We start from the raw sequence: 14,364 nt of genomic DNA, 5'->3' as shown, positions 1-14,364 counted from the left end.
TTCTGTTTTCCTAAAGAATGGTAGAGTTTATAAAAATAACGGTACCGCGCAGTGGGGCTGGGATTTCTTTGGCGCAAATGGCGAAGGTATGGTTTGGAGTAGTACCGCTTCAGAAGCTATGGGGCCGAGTACTCCTGCTATTGTAGTCTCTCCATCTGGTGGGGGGTTTAATGGATGGGCTGCGCGTGGGACTGCGTTACAGATCCAATGTGGTGATGCTATGAACGCCGCTTATAGCGTATGGAAAGCAGTACAACCTGGAAGGGCATGGATAGCAGGGTTAGATCTTTATATGCCAAGTAATAATGTTGGCCTTGTTATGTTGCATGTTAATGATTCAAATTTTCAGTTTTCGGGAGTAGGTGATTTTTCTATACCAGGATCTGTATATTGTACGTCAGTAGTTCAAACATCTGATGAAACCAAAAAATCTGATATAGAAGTGATAGAGAATTCTGATGATATTGTGTCATCGTGGTCTGGAAAAACGTTTACATTAAATTTTAATGATCGCAAATCTGCTGGTGTAATTGCTCAGGAAATAATGGAAAAATTTCCTGTTGCAGTAACTATATTACCCGATGGTTCTCTTGCAGTGGATTATAGTACTCTTATTGCTCCGATGATTGAATCTATGAAAAATCGGATTAGCAATGAAGCAAAACTGCTTAAGCGAATTGAAGATTTAGAGAAAAAATTTGTTGAATTAGGTAAGTAGCAATATATGAGCCGCGAATGATCCGCGGCTCTTTTCAAATCCTATCTATACTGATTTATTCATTAGGTATTCATTGCGCCGGTAAAGCTGATCTACAGCTGCAGTGATAAATGAATACAATTCCTCACTTGTTATATACATTTCACCAGTGGCCACCTTTACCGCCATTCCTTTTACTGACATAACGCAGGCATCTTCAGGAACAGCCATAACTGTTTGGCGCCCATTCTCAATAGAAACGAGAAAGCGGGTTGATAGGGTTGGTTCTTGTCTCTTCTGGAAATAGCTATCTTCCAGCTTTTCAAATACGTCCCACGCTTGATCGGTTTCCAGCATCTTAGCATGTCTGGCTGCGCCGCGTTCGGTCCATAGAATGAGGTGACGGGCATTTTTACCAACTAACCCGACAGAATCGGGTTTGTTCTTAAAGCTAATTAGATCTTCTTTTTCCAGCTTAAAATAATGTTTACCGCATACAAACCGACCACAATTATTAATATGGTTATCAGAAATATTTTTGGGTTTGCAGCCATAAAGTTGTGCTAATAAATCTGTAGTAATTACAGGCTGATTATTGTGGGTAATAGCAGGAAGGCTTGAAACTGATAATTGAGTATTCATTGATGATGCCCCTAATTTTAGGATGATCACCACCGTCAGTTGCAAATCATTGGGTGGTGAGACGTACAGGGTTTGCAATACCGGTCATCAACGAACCCGGCGCGGATTACTCCGCCCCTATACGCCTCACCATTGTTTCGATGTGGACGTACATAGCGCATAAAAAAACCGCAGGCGCGGCTATGCGCGTTGATGATATCCGGGTTGCAAATCCCGACACTGAATTAGTCAGTGCGTGGTCACTATAGCCTCGAATATCTGAATTAGTCAAATGGTTGAGCGCTGACAAACTAGCGAATAGTTTCACCATTGTTACGCCATCGTTTCGCCATAACGGTAAATAGAGGGAGATAAAAACCAGCCGTAACCGACTGGTTTTTATGGAGGAATTTGGTCGGCACGAGAGGATTTGAACCTCCGACCCCCGACACCCCATGACGGTGCGCTACCAGGCTGCGCTACGTGCCGAAACTGGTGATTAATACTACCGTTTCCTGCGTCTAATGCAAGACCCGAACCTTACGTTTGCTTTAGTTTTAATCAGTTAGCCATAAAACGCTTAACGTCTGTCAGGACTTGCAGCAACAATGACAGGCTTGGTTTTTCTTTGTCGATCTGCTTAAAGTTAGCGTCATAGGCTTTATAGCGGCCATTAGCATTGATAAGGATAGTCTCATCAGAAGTAATGACGACCAGCTGTTTTGGATCACCGGCGGTTACCCAAGGGTAACGACGCTGGGCAGTAAACAGGTCTTCACCCTGAGTGTAGGTACTGCTGGCATTTTTAACATGCAATAGCCGTTGCATCAGGGTAGCCATAATGTCGGTATGACCGGTCATTTTATCAATTTTTTGTGCCGGAGTTCCTGGCCAGTGAATAACCAGAGGAACCTGTAGCTGATAGCGGCTATAGTTTTGGCCAAAACCCTGAACGTTTTGCTTCGTATCATTAAACTCAACGCCGTGCGCAGCAGTGATGACAACAACGGTTTTCTCCAACAAGCCTTTGTCAGAGAGTGTTTGCATCACGCTATCAATTTGTTGGTCTATATCATTGACGGAGTTACGATACTTGTTGATAAAGTCCGCAGGCGCTTTATTAGCGTTAGCATTCAAAATGTTATTATTACTATATTGAATGTAGGAGAACCACGGACTACTTCCGTTTGGCATATTCACCCATTCTTGCCACTGTTCCGTGGTTGTACTATTGCTTTGAGCAACCGTTGGCGGCAAGGTGAAATCGGACAACAGTGCCTGACGATAAAGCGGACTTCTGAATCCGGAGGCGGAAAACAGGCCAAACTGATAGTTTTGCTGGCTTAATGCTGTAATCAGCGCTGAAGACTTTTTACCTGCCAGAATACTGTCAATATAGGTAGGTGATATACCATAGAACAGGCCAAATAATCCTGTGTCCTGCATATTGCCGGAACTGTAATGGCGAGTGAATTGGACATTGTTATCAGCTAATGCTGACAGTTTTGGCATATCATTCGTCAGATTTTGATTGCGGATGCCATCAACAACGATCACTAACAGATTGTAGTTAGTTACGCTTTCGTTATAACTCAATTTAGCTAATGGGTATTCAACTTCAACGGCTTCCGGATTGCCTTGCTGTGCTAACTTATCCTGATAAGCCTGAGCATCCAATAATCCATGTTTTTCCAGAAAGCGACGTGCTGTCATTGGATAAGACAACGGTAAATTTGCCCGTTGCATGGTAATCGGCCGATAGAAGTTAGCATCTGCCCATATATAAGCCATATGGGTAAAGATAAAAGAGGTAATAAACAGGGCTGCCAGCGGTTTTCCAAATTTCTGCCGGTTCAGGCTACGTAATTTCTGCCAGCTCCAGGTACCAAACAGTAGTTCAATCAAAAAGATGACAGGAATGCAGATAAACAATAACTGCCAGTCACGAACCAGTTCAGTTTCATCCGGATTGATCAGTAAACCCCAAACGGTAGGATTAAGGTGTAAACGAAAACGGAAGAATACTTCGGTATCGATAATTAATAGCGTGAGCCCGGCAGTTGCCAGAATGGCCGACAGTACCCTCATCAGCCGTTGTGACATAATAATAAATGTCAGTGGAAACAGAATCAGAAGGTAGACGGCAAAGGTGATAAAACCAAAATGCCCCAGCCAGCTTACTAACGCATAAACACGCCCCAGCAAGGTGCCAGGCCAGTCGGTAATGAACAAATAGCGGCTGCTCAGTACCAGGCTGAGAATAATATTAAAGAGAGCGAACCAGTGCCCCCAGCTAATCATCTGGGAGACTTTCTCTTTATATTGCTGACGGTTTGTCACCATATTCACTTTTGGATAAACAAATTAATGGGCTTTATCATCTCTGATTGAAGCCTGTAAAGCCTCAATAAAAGATCGGACGATAGCTGGCCGGGCCGCAGGGGCAACGCTGGTATTAATCAGGTTGGTTACCATGTTACCTAAAACCATCAGGGACAGGTCGGTAGGTGTCTGATTCTTTTCCAGAACATGAACCAATTCGCTTAATAATTTTTCTACCAGTTCATCACTGTAACGGGAAGCTTGTGGCATAAATTTGCGCTTAGTGTATTTATCAGGTGATTTAATGGCGTCTATCTTACCGTATCGATTGATTATTTTCTGTAGTTTATACAGAAAATCTTGCTTCTCTTCCGCGATTTTGCGGGGAAGCGCGAATAATACCGCCTCAAATGGTGAAACAACAACCCTACAAATTATATAGTCTATAACGTGTAAGGATGCGAAGCATTCCGCGGTTGGCTGATTTTGTGATTACACCGAAAGATGGCTCCTGCTATTATATTCTCATTATCACTGGGCATTGTCGTACAGTGTATATTCAGCCGTACAGAGGAGTCGTTATGAGTCTGGATCTTGACCAGATCGTTTTACATCAGTTAATTAAGCGTGATGAACAGACGCTTGATGTTGTGTTGCGTGATTCTCCATTGACTAATAATCAAGCCACCGAAGAGATGGTGGCGGAGTTACACCGGGTATATAGCGGAAAGAGTAAAGCTTTTGGGCTATTCAATGGTGAGAGTCAGTTTGCCGATGCACTGAAAAGTTGTCGTAAGGGTGAAGAGAGTTTTCTCGATTTTACTCGCAACAGCACTGAAATGTTATGTAACGAATTAGCTAAATATCCGTTCGCTGAGGGCGGTATTGTGGTTTTTTGTCAGTATCGCTATCTGGCCGTTGAGTATTTACTGGTAGCAGTACTGACCAGTTGTAGCAGTATGCTGGTTAATGAGCAGTTAGATATTTCAACCACACATTATTTGGATATCGATAGAGCTGATATTGTTGCGCGTATTGATTTAACCGAGTGGGAAACTAACCCTGAGTCGGTGCGTTATTTGACCTTCCTTAGAGGGCGTGTTGGTCGAAAAGTATCAGACTTTTTCATGGATTTCCTGGCAGCCAGCGAAGGCCTGGATGCCAAGGCGCAAAACCGTGGGTTACTTCAGGCGGTTGATGATTATTGTGCTGAAGGTCAGCTGAATAAAAATGAGCGTCAGTCGTATCGCCAGCAGGTTTATACCTATTGTAATGGGCAGTTACAAGCCGGTGAAGAAATTGCCATTGATGATTTGGCAAAAGAGCTGCCAACCGTTGGTGAGAAAGATTTTCGTCAGTTTACGAATGAAAATGGCTATGAGCTGGAGGAGCATTTTCCAGCAGACCGTGGAACCTTACGTCAACTAACGAAATTCTCCGGCAGCGGTGGGGGGATTACTTTGGGATTCGATGCGTTACTGTTGGGTGAAAGAGTATTCTGGGATCCGGCAACGGACACTTTAACCATTAAAGGTCTTCCGCCGAACCTGCGTGACCAGCTTCAGCGTCGTCTAAGCGGCGGGGATAATTAATACTGGTTCAGAGCCATAAAAAAACGCCGCTATGCGGCGTTTTTTACGTTCACTACTGATTATCAGTAGCACTCATAACAGTCGGCAATTAAGCGCGAACGAAGTCGATATGAGCGAATTTTGGTTTGAACGGGTGACGTTGAGCAGCCTGGATTTTAACTTTAGCTGGTTTGCCGTCGATAACCAGAGTCAGAACTTCTTCATAGAAGCCTGGTTTGGTTTGCATGTTCATCAGAACATCTTGATCTAAAGAGATAGCAACTGGCTTCTCAGTTCCACCGTAAACGATAGCAGGGAACTTGTTAGCATGACGCAGGCGGCGGCTCGCACTCTTTCCCTGCTCGGTACGTACTTCAGCATTAATAGTAAACATTTTATTTTCTCTTAAAGAAATTAACTCCCGTTACAGGCGACCCAGCAACGAGGTGAGTGATCTGCTTATAAAGCGGACGGGATTCTAACGGAATTCACTGGTGACAGCAAACAAAACCGTTATTTTTACAGTTCATTGGCTCGACGATAGCGCCCCTGGTAGTCAAACATCTTTTCGCGCACTCGCCAAAACTCGCCACGCAAATAAGCAATAACAAAATCAGGGTGACGTAGACTTTCCTGCTGACGAATTACATCGCCGGCGTTATTCCAGAGGAAAGGGACTCCCGGAGCCCGTTGATGAGGGCGAATAAACAATTGCTGAAAGGCAGTTCGTTGGGCGGGTGTTTTTAGCCGAAAACGTTCCGTTACATCGGCACCGTCTTCATCATAATAGGTGATGCTGAGCCATTCGCCTTTATCATCCTGCCCTCGCTTAAGTTGCATTCCACTACAGCGAAGTACTCTGGCATTTTTCAGACGCAAGGCATCTTTCAACATATCGTCAGGATCCACCAGTATCGCCTGACATTGGTGACAGCGCCTTGCGGCGATATCGTTTTCCGCACCGCAATGAGGGCAGGTTTTAAAACGGAATCGATAGTCACACTGCTGCCGATGACCTTCATCATCTTCAAGAATGCCCTGACAACGGCGACCAAAGTGCTCGATAATCTCACCGGATGGAGTGCACTTTCCCCAGAAAGTATTGGCAAAACCACAGCCAGGGCAAAATACCTGCACTGGCTGACTGTCGCTTTGTGGGCGACTGCTGCCTACTTCTGGTGTAAACAGGTCATAGGGGTTACCGGCATAGTCCAGAATCAGGCAATCTTCTTTCCCCGGCGCGAGACGTAGCCCACGACCAATGATTTGTTGATACAGACTGATTGACTCTGTAGGGCGCAAGATAGCAATCAGGTCTACATGTGGCGCGTCAAATCCGGTAGTCAGTACTGCGACATTGACCAAAAAATGCAATTTTTGTTGTTTGAATTCATCTATCAGACGGTCACGTTCATCTCCCGGTGTATCTGCACTAATAAAGGCAGCACGTCCGGCAGGAAGGAGGCCATATATCTCTTTAGCATGCTCAACGGTAGCAGCAAATATCATCACCCCCTTACGGGTTTGGGCGTACTCCATAATCTGGCTGACGATATGTGGTGTGATTCGTTGTTGCTGTTTTAACTCACGATTGAGATCTACCTCGCGGAACAGACCATTGCTACCGGCTTCCAGACGGCTGAAGTCATATTGGACAATGGGCATATCCAGCCGTTCTGGTGGAACCAGAAAGTGATGCTTGATCATGTAGCGTAGCGGTAGCTCATAGATACAGTCGCGGAACAGACAGTTTTCATCACCGCGAATCATGCCGTGATAGTGGTATTGGTAGATCCAGCCCTGACCCAGTCGATAGGGGGTAGCGGTTAATCCTAACAGGCATAGTTTGGGATTTTGCTGACGTAAATGACCAATAATCTGTTGATACTGGCTGTCGCTGTCGTCACTAATACGATGACATTCATCTATTATCAGTAAAGAGAAGGTGTCACTAAACGCGTCTAAATTTCTGGCAACGGACTGAATACTGCCAAATACGACTTTGGCGGAACTCTGTTTTTTATTTAATCCGGCAGAGAAAATGTCTGCGTCCAGACCATAAGCACAGTATTTGGCATGGTTTTGGGCAACCAGCTCTTTGACATGTGCTAATACCAGTACTTTTCCTCTGGCGAGTCTTGCCAGCTCGGCAATCACCAGACTTTTGCCGGCACCAGTCGGCAGCACAATAACTGCCGGTTCTTGATGGCGACGGAAATAGCTCAGGGTAGCGTCAACCGCTTCCTGTTGGTATGGACGCAGTGTAAATGCCATTAGTGGTTGCAGATTTTATCAACGTGGGTGGTAAAGCCATCATCGGCTGGAATAAATTTACCTTTGGATGCTAAAAAATCAACCAGTTCAGCGGCGGTTAAATCTTGCTTTGAGCAGGTATGAAAACGGGCATCGGTACCAAAACGTTGGTTGATAGCTTCGATAAGACTGGCTGTGGAATAGGGGTGTTCGGATGCAATCATCATCTCTAAAACCTGGTGGCCATGAACAGAAGACATTTTTTCTCTCTTAAAATATTAACCATAAACTGAGCATATTATGCCTTTAGCAGCTATTGAGGGCGAGTGTTTATACTCAGGTTTGGTATACTGCTCCGCCATTTCAACATCAGGTATTTATTGCATGCGTTTGGATAAGTTTTTGTCACAGCAGTTAGGGATCAGCCGCAATTTAGTTGGGCGGGAGCTAAGAGCAGGTCTGGTAACGATCAATAATGAGGTTGTTAAAAGCGGATCTTATAAAATACTGCCAGACGATGAAGTCGCTTATGACGGAAATCCTCTGGTACAGCTTACCGGCCCCCGCTATTTCATGCTGAATAAGCCGGAGGGATATGTATGTTCTACCGACGATCCGGTAAATCCGACCATTCTCTATTTTATTGATGAACCGGTAGCGGATAAATTGCATGCCGCAGGGCGGTTAGATATGGATACCACTGGATTGGTATTATTGACGGATGATGGTCAGTGGTCACACCGAATTACTTCTCCACGCCATCACTGCGAAAAAACTTATCTGGTTACGCTGGAACATCCATTGGCGGACAATACCGCTGAGCTGTTCACCGCCGGAGTTCAGCTTCATGGTGAAAAGAACCTGACCAAGCCAGCGTTGTTAGAGCCTGTTGATGAGATCACCGTGCGCTTGACCATTTCAGAAGGGCGTTATCATCAGGTCAAAAGAATGTTTGCTGCTGTGGGTAATCACGTTGTAGCACTGCATCGTGAACGTATCGGTAATATCTTTTTGGATTCAGATTTAGAGCCAGGAGAGTACCGGGCGCTGACTCAGGAAGAGATCGACAGTGTCGGTTCTGCCCGATAAAACGGATTTAAGTTATGGTTCTGGTTGGCGCTTTCTGACCAGAAGATCTCAACATCAGCTAATACGTTAACAGCGGGAGATTATTCTGCGTGTCTAATCCTGTATCACAGTCAGACCCTCAATCAGCAACAGCCATGCCACCGGGCGTCTCTAAACGCTGGCTAATATTTATTCTCGGCCTGCTATCTATGCTGATGCCGTTGTCCATTGATATGTATTTACCGGCAATGCCGGGTATCGCTGCAGATTTCGGCGTTGGTGATGGCATGGTTCAGCTCACCTTAAGCGCCTATATCATTGGTTTTGCTATTGGCCAACTGTTTTACGGACCAATGGCTGATAGTCTTGGGCGTAAGCCGGTCATTATCGGTGGGGTGTTGGTATTCTCTGTGGCAGCGGCGGGTTGTGCTTTATCACAGAGCGTCGAGCAATTGATTTTGCTGCGCTGTCTGCATGGTTTGGCGGCGGCATCAGCCAGTGTAGTGATCAGTGCATTGATGCGTGACATGTTCAGTAAGGATGAGTTTTCACGCATGATGTCTTTTGTGACATTGGTGATGACGATTGCTCCGTTAATGGCGCCCATTATTGGCGGTTTTTTACTGGTGTGGATGAGCTGGCATGCCATTTTCTGGGTGCTCAGTGCTGTAGCATTAGTTGCTGTAGTGATGGTGAAATTCTGCATTCCGGAAACGTTGCATAAACAGAACCGGCAGAAATTCAACTTTATAACGACGCTGCGTAATTTTGCCTCGTTATTTCGTCATCGTCGGGTTATCAGTTATATGTTATCCAGTGCATTTTCATTTGCCGGTATGTTCTCTTTTTTAAGCGCCGGACCTTTTGTTTATATTGATTTAAACGGAGTATCGCCACAAAACTTTGGCTATTACTTTGCCCTGAATATTGTTTGCCTGTTTATTATGACCACCATTAATAGCCGCAATGTCAGACGATTGGGGGCTGCAAAAATGATGCGGCTGGGTCTGTCAGTACAATTTATTATGGGTATGTGGTTGGTGTTTGCTCAGCTTACAGGGCTGGGGTTCTGGGCCATGGTGGTTGGTGTGGCTGGTTATATGGGATGTATTTCAATGATCTCTTCTAATGCAATGGCAATCATTTTGGAAGATTTCCCTCATATGGCAGGCACGGCGGCTTCGCTGGCGGGAACGCTGAGGTTTGGGGTAGGTGCGGCAGTTGGTGGAATACTGGCGTTAGTCACCTCTCAATCGGCCTGGCCGATGGTTATCTCAATGGCATGTTGTGTCATTGGCGCTGTATTTTTTTATTGGCGTTCTCTGGCTAAAAGTACACATTAATTTAACTAAAGTTTAAATATTACCCCACCTGAATGCCGTCATTACGACGGCATAACCAATGAAAGACCTTTCGCGACACCTTCGTATTATTCATTCTGTATTTATTCTGGTTGAAAATTATTTTAGGAAAAATCAACACCAACCTAATACTTAATAAAACATAGATAAATTCAGGTATTAGTGGATAAATTTTCTTAAAGAGTGGGGGCTATTGATTTTTTAATATAAAGTGTAAACGATATTGAGATTTATCAAGTAAGAAGAGAATATTTGTACAAAAAACACAGAATAAAGGTTAATGCTCTTTACCATGTGAGTAATTTGTGAAAAAATTGTATATTGTTTACAGTCACGTTGAGTGAGTACTATGAAGCTATCTGTTCTTCAGCGTTTACCTCTGTTTTACCATTGGAATGCCGGAGAGATAGGAAGCAAGGTGGAGCCCGCATTATTATCTGAACTATCTGGTGAATCAGACAGTGATGATAACCTGATTGGTTTAAAGCTCCTGAGCTATCCGGATCATCAGGCGTGGGAAGTGATGCATAAGATTAGTCAGTACCTGAACGGAATTGGTATTGAAAATAGCATTATTGAAAATGAAGGGGAACCTTGCCTGTTTATAAATTCTCAGGATGAGCCAATTGCACTATGTCGTTTGAAAAATATAGGTATTGCCATCGCTGACTTTATTCCAGTCAATCCTTCGTTTTAATTACTACCTTACTGTTTGTCTCTGTTGGTCTTTGGTTAACTGAAGGCTATGTATCTGCTGTTAGCGAGAATCTTCCAGCAGATTTTGTGTGTAGGGGTGTTGTGGTGAATCAAATACGGTTTCACACTCTCCCTGCTCAACAATTTCCCCCTGACGCATCACAATAATTTGATGACAAAGCGAGCGAATCACCTGTAAGTCATGACTGATAAACAGGTAGGTTAACTGATATTGTTGTTGCAGTTTTTTGAGTAACTCCAGGATTTGCGCCTGAACTGAACGGTCCAGTGATGAAGTTGGTTCATCAAGAATGAGTAGTTCTGGTTGCAAAATTAGGGCTCTGGCAATAGAAATTCGCTGCCGCTGTCCGCCGGAAAATTCGGTTGGATAGCGATGGCGGGTTGCCGGATCCAGCCCCACTTCCTGCATGGTGGCGATCACTTTTTCTTCCCGCTCTTGAGGTGTGAAGTGATGATGAACCTCCAAACCTTCAGCAATAATTTGGCTGATACTCAGACGTGGATTGAGTGCTGAAAACGGATCCTGAAATACGATCTGTATTCGACTGCGGTAAGGCAGCATTTGACGCATATTTAAGGTATGTAGCGGTTGGCCGTCAAACCAGATCTCACCCTGAGATTTCAGCAAGCGAAGCAGTGCCAAACCGGTAGTACTTTTTCCTGAACCGGACTCACCAACCAGCCCCAGGCTTTCACCTTTGCGGATATTAAAGCTGATACCGTTAACTACCGTGTTGTCAATTTTGGGTCTGAACAGGCCGGCAGTACGAGGGAAACCGATAGTCAGGTTTTTTATCTCTAATAAGTTACGGCTATTTTCTTGTGCCGGGAGAGGGCGTCCTTTCGGTTCAGAATCCAGTAATTTTTGAGTATAGGGATGCTGAGGCTGGCTAAATAGCATGGTACGAGAGTTTTGCTCAACCAGTTTTCCCTGACACATAACGGCTACGTTATCTGCCAGCTTACGCACAATATTCAGATCATGAGTGATAAACAGTAAACTCATGTTCATCTCTTGTTTCAGCTCTTTCAACAGCAACAAAATCTGTGCCTGAACCGTGACGTCCAGAGCCGTCGTTGGCTCATCGGCAATTAATAACTTCGGTTTAGTCAAAATCGCCATAGCGATCATGACCCGCTGACGCTCTCCACCGGATAGTTGATGAGGATAGGCATTGAGGCGTTTTTTGGCATCTCTTAGTCTGACGCGTTCAAGCACTTCAATAATTTCGTCTCTGGCTGCCTGTTTCGCCATACCACGATGAATCAGCAGCACTTCAGATAACTGTTTTTCGATAGTGTGCAATGGATTGAGAGAAACCATCGGTTCCTGAAAAATCATCGAAATGCTGTTGCCTCGATGATGACGTAAAGTCTTATCATCAGCATGCAATAATGATTCACCATTAAACAGAATATCCCCCGTTGGATAAACTACCGGAGGAGTCGGTAACAGGCGTAAAACTGACAGGGCCGTTACACTTTTTCCTGAGCCGGATTCACCAACCAGCGCCATGGTTTCGCCTGCAGCCACCTGTAAAGAAATCTGATCGACAACCCGATTTTCCTGTCCGTTTTGTCGGAAAGCAATACTCAGGTTTTTAATATCCAGTATTGGTGTAGTGGTCATATTAATAGGCCTTAGCAGGGTCGAATGCATCACGAATAGCTTCACCGATAAAGATCAGCAAAGAGAGCAACAGCGCCAGAACGATAAAACCGCTGATCCCCAGCCACGGTGCTTGAAGGTTGTTTTTACCCTGTAGCAGTAATCCACCTAGTGAAGGCGAGCCCATCGGCAGGCCAAAACCCAAAAAGTCGAGGGAGGTTAACAGGCTAATTGATGCACATAGCGTAAACGGTAAATAGGTCAGGGTTGCTACCATAGCATTAGGTAGAATATGACGGCCCATAATTATTCGATCTTTCACTCCCATGGCTCTGGCTGCTCTGACATAGTCAAAATTACGGGTACGTAAAAACTCAGCTCGCACAATACCGACTAATCCCATCCAGCCAAACAGCACGGTAATAGCTAATAGCCACCAGAAGTTAGGCTGAATTACGCTGGACATCAAAATAATCAGAAACAACGTGGGCATACCAGACCAAACTTCAATCAGTCGCTGACCGACTAAATCAATTTTTCCGCCGTAGTAACCTTGAGTGGCCCCAACAGCAATACCTATCAGGCTGGAGATCAACGTGAGTGATAAACCAAACAAAATTGAGATGCGAAAACCATAAAGGATATTGGCCAGTACATCCTGCCCACGATCGTCGGTTCCTAAAAGGTTAGATGTCGACGGAGGCGCCGGGAAAGGGTAAGGGCTCTTAAAGTTAATGGTATCGTAACTAAAACGAATAGGTGGCCAGATTGCCCAACCATTGTTATTAATCAGGTTAATCAGGTAGGGATCGCGGTAATCAGCCTTGGTGTTAAAATCGCCACCAAAAGTGGTTTCGCTATAGTTGACCAGAAATGGCGTGTACAACTCACCTTTGTAGCTAACCAACAGCGGCTTATCATTGGCAATCAATTCAGCTGCCATGCTGATAACAAACAGGATGGCAAAGATCCAGAGTGACCAATAACCACGGCGATTGCGTTTAAATTTAAGCCAGCGGGCCTGATTGATGGGGCTTAATCTGCTCATCCGCGTGCCTCAAAGTCAATTCTTGGATCTACCAACGTATAGGTAATGTCACTAATGATACTCAGCACTAATCCAATCAGTGTGAAGATATATAAAGTGCCGAACATTACCGGATAATCTCGTTGCAATGTCGCGTCATAGCCCAGTAACCCCAGCCCGTTAAGAGAGAAAATAACTTCAATCAATAACGAACCGGTAAAGAACATGCCGATGAAAGTGGCAGGAAAACTGGCAATAACCAATAACATGGCATTTCTAAATACATGGCCATACAAAATACGCTTTTCTTCCAAACCCTTAGCTCTGGCAGTGATGACATATTGCTTATGGATCTCATCCAAAAACGAATTTTTAGTTAACATTGTAAGCGTGGCAAACCCGCCAATCACCGTAGTCAGGACGGGTAATATGATATGCCACAGATAGTCGGTAATTTTGCTATACCAGGGCAGACTATCAAAATTATTAGAAACCAGACCACGCAGTGGGAACCAGTCCAGATAACCGCCTCCGGCAAAGACAATAATTAACAAAATGGCAAACAGAAATGAGGGAATGGCATAACCGATAATAATCAGGCTGCTGCTCCAGATGTCAAAAGCCGAGCCGTTGCGTACCGCCTTTTTAATACCCAGAGGAATCGAGATAAGGTAGGTAATTAACATGCTCCATAACCCGAGAGTAATGGAGACCGGCATCGACTGTTTGATTAATTCCATTACCGACGCACCGCGAAACAGACTGTCGCCAAAGTCAAAACGGATATAGTTCCACAACATGTCGAAATAACGCTGGTGTAGCGGTTTATCAAAACCAAAACGCTTTTTAATTGCCTCAATGACTTCCGGGTCTAGCCCTCTGGAACCCTGATACTGACGATCGCCAACCGGTACCTGTCCCATTTTTGCACCACCGGTGAGATTAGGGCCGGAACCGCCGCCAAAACCACTTTGGTGTCCCAGTTCAATGGTGGCAATAGCCTGATCCACCGGGCCGCCAGGGGCAATTTGTACAATAAAAAAGTTGAGAGTAATAATGGCCCACAGGGTTGGGATCAGTAGCAGTAGCCTACGGAGTATATATCGAGTCATTCAGGC

14 protein-coding genes and 1 tRNA gene are annotated in these 14,364 nt (G+C 44.7%); 5 read left to right on the top strand and 10 right to left on the bottom strand.

Features of this window, described 5'->3' with window-relative positions:
- Positions 1-718, top strand: a 718-nt coding sequence (locus tag I2494_RS14420) for a tail fiber domain-containing protein (RefSeq protein ID WP_228350967.1), incomplete at its 5' end; no start/stop codon positions are given.
- 45 nt (positions 719-763) lie between these two features.
- On the opposite strand, the gene I2494_RS14415 is transcribed toward I2494_RS14420, so the two are convergent.
- The 4 genes from I2494_RS14415 to I2494_RS14400 all read right to left on the bottom strand — a co-directional run bounded on the left by I2494_RS14415 (position 764) and on the right by I2494_RS14400 (position 3,910).
- Positions 764-1,339: an ORF6N domain-containing protein gene (locus I2494_RS14415; RefSeq protein WP_218467443.1), complete on the bottom strand. Its 576-nt coding sequence runs from the start codon at positions 1,337-1,339 to the stop codon at positions 764-766.
- A gap of 391 nt (positions 1,340-1,730) precedes the next feature.
- Positions 1,731-1,807, bottom strand: a tRNA-Pro gene (locus tag I2494_RS14410).
- A gap of 72 nt (positions 1,808-1,879) precedes the next feature.
- Positions 1,880-3,661 (bottom strand): LPS biosynthesis-modulating metalloenzyme YejM, encoded by a 1,782-nt coding sequence (yejM, locus tag I2494_RS14405; RefSeq protein WP_218467442.1) that lies wholly within the window; start codon positions 3,659-3,661, stop codon positions 1,880-1,882.
- Between the two features lie 21 nt (positions 3,662-3,682).
- Positions 3,683-3,910: a YejL family protein gene (locus I2494_RS14400; protein ID WP_130590892.1), complete on the bottom strand. Its 228-nt coding sequence runs from the start codon at positions 3,908-3,910 to the stop codon at positions 3,683-3,685.
- 311 nt (positions 3,911-4,221) lie between these two features.
- On the opposite strand from I2494_RS14400, the gene yejK reads away from it, so the two are divergent.
- On the top strand, positions 4,222-5,232 hold the full coding sequence (gene yejK, locus I2494_RS14395; protein WP_218467441.1) for a nucleoid-associated protein YejK: 1,011 nt from the start codon (positions 4,222-4,224) through the stop codon (positions 5,230-5,232).
- An 88-nt stretch (positions 5,233-5,320) separates the two neighbouring features.
- Here yejK and rplY read toward each other — a convergent pair whose 3' ends face one another.
- From rplY to I2494_RS14380, 3 genes are all read right to left on the bottom strand, one after another.
- Complete coding sequence (gene rplY / locus I2494_RS14390; RefSeq protein ID WP_218467440.1) at positions 5,321-5,605, bottom strand: 50S ribosomal protein L25; 285 nt, start codon at positions 5,603-5,605, stop codon at positions 5,321-5,323.
- 125 nt (positions 5,606-5,730) lie between these two features.
- Positions 5,731-7,485 (bottom strand): DEAD/DEAH box helicase, encoded by a 1,755-nt coding sequence (locus tag I2494_RS14385; protein ID WP_218467439.1) that lies wholly within the window; start codon positions 7,483-7,485, stop codon positions 5,731-5,733.
- Positions 7,485-7,724: a YecH family metal-binding protein gene (locus tag I2494_RS14380; RefSeq protein ID WP_218467438.1), complete on the bottom strand. Its 240-nt coding sequence runs from the start codon at positions 7,722-7,724 to the stop codon at positions 7,485-7,487. The genes I2494_RS14385 and I2494_RS14380 overlap by 1 nt, the downstream gene beginning before the upstream one ends.
- Before the next feature lie 124 nt (positions 7,725-7,848).
- Here I2494_RS14380 and rsuA point away from each other — a divergent pair, with 124 nt between their 5' ends.
- The 3 genes from rsuA (at position 7,849) to I2494_RS14365 (ending at position 10,590) form a co-directional block, all read left to right on the top strand.
- Complete coding sequence (gene rsuA / locus I2494_RS14375; protein ID WP_218467437.1) at positions 7,849-8,553, top strand: 16S rRNA pseudouridine(516) synthase RsuA; 705 nt, start codon at positions 7,849-7,851, stop codon at positions 8,551-8,553.
- A gap of 134 nt (positions 8,554-8,687) precedes the next feature.
- Positions 8,688-9,875 carry a Bcr/CflA family multidrug efflux MFS transporter gene (locus I2494_RS14370; protein WP_218467451.1) on the top strand — a complete coding sequence of 396 codons (1,188 nt, stop codon included), beginning with the start codon at positions 8,688-8,690 and terminating at the stop codon, positions 9,873-9,875.
- A gap of 358 nt (positions 9,876-10,233) precedes the next feature.
- On the top strand, positions 10,234-10,590 hold the full coding sequence (locus I2494_RS14365) for a YejG family protein (protein ID WP_218467436.1): 357 nt from the start codon (positions 10,234-10,236) through the stop codon (positions 10,588-10,590).
- Between the two features lie 60 nt (positions 10,591-10,650).
- On the opposite strand, the gene yejF is transcribed toward I2494_RS14365, so the two are convergent.
- From yejF to I2494_RS14350, 3 genes are read right to left on the bottom strand one after another with little or no spacing between them, the layout of a single operon-like run.
- Entirely contained in the window at positions 10,651-12,240 is a 1,590-nt protein-coding gene (yejF, locus tag I2494_RS14360) for a microcin C ABC transporter ATP-binding protein YejF (protein WP_218467435.1), read from the bottom strand.
- 1 nt (position 12,241) lies between these two features.
- A complete protein-coding gene (locus tag I2494_RS14355; RefSeq protein ID WP_218467434.1) occupies positions 12,242-13,267 on the bottom strand; it encodes an ABC transporter permease in 1,026 nt (341 codons plus the stop codon).
- Complete coding sequence (locus tag I2494_RS14350) at positions 13,264-14,358, bottom strand: microcin C ABC transporter permease YejB (protein ID WP_218467433.1); 1,095 nt, start codon at positions 14,356-14,358, stop codon at positions 13,264-13,266. Before I2494_RS14350 ends, I2494_RS14355 begins: the two co-directional genes overlap by 4 nt.
- Between the last annotated feature and the right edge of the window lie 6 nt (positions 14,359-14,364).

The organism is Limnobaculum allomyrinae (assembly GCF_016649425.1).
Taxonomy (GTDB): domain Bacteria; phylum Pseudomonadota; class Gammaproteobacteria; order Enterobacterales; family Enterobacteriaceae; genus Limnobaculum; species Limnobaculum allomyrinae.
This window is presented reverse-complemented; position numbering and strand designations above follow the sequence as displayed.

Bases quoted from the DNA above. Each gene is read 5' to 3' on its own strand.
- yejK (WP_218467441.1), top strand. From the start codon at position 4,222: ATGAGTCTGGATCTTGACCAGATCGTTTTACATCAGTTAATTAAGCGT.
- rsuA (WP_218467437.1), top strand. From the start codon at position 7,849: ATGCGTTTGGATAAGTTTTTGTCACAGCAGTTAGGGATCAGCCGCAAT.
- I2494_RS14385 (WP_218467439.1), bottom strand. From the start codon at position 7,485: ATGGCATTTACACTGCGTCCATACCAACAGGAAGCGGTTGACGCTACC.
- yejF (WP_218467435.1), bottom strand. From the start codon at position 12,240: ATGACCACTACACCAATACTGGATATTAAAAACCTGAGTATTGCTTTC.
- I2494_RS14370 (WP_218467451.1), top strand. From the start codon at position 8,688: ATGCCACCGGGCGTCTCTAAACGCTGGCTAATATTTATTCTCGGCCTG.
- I2494_RS14380 (WP_218467438.1), bottom strand. From the start codon at position 7,724: ATGTCTTCTGTTCATGGCCACCAGGTTTTAGAGATGATGATTGCATCC.
- I2494_RS14400 (WP_130590892.1), bottom strand. From the start codon at position 3,910: ATGCCACAAGCTTCCCGTTACAGTGATGAACTGGTAGAAAAATTATTA.
- I2494_RS14355 (WP_218467434.1), bottom strand. From the start codon at position 13,267: ATGAGCAGATTAAGCCCCATCAATCAGGCCCGCTGGCTTAAATTTAAA.
- I2494_RS14415 (WP_218467443.1), bottom strand. From the start codon at position 1,339: ATGAATACTCAATTATCAGTTTCAAGCCTTCCTGCTATTACCCACAAT.
- I2494_RS14350 (WP_218467433.1), bottom strand. From the start codon at position 14,358: ATGACTCGATATATACTCCGTAGGCTACTGCTACTGATCCCAACCCTG.
- yejM (WP_218467442.1), bottom strand. From the start codon at position 3,661: ATGGTGACAAACCGTCAGCAATATAAAGAGAAAGTCTCCCAGATGATT.
- rplY (WP_218467440.1), bottom strand. From the start codon at position 5,605: ATGTTTACTATTAATGCTGAAGTACGTACCGAGCAGGGAAAGAGTGCG.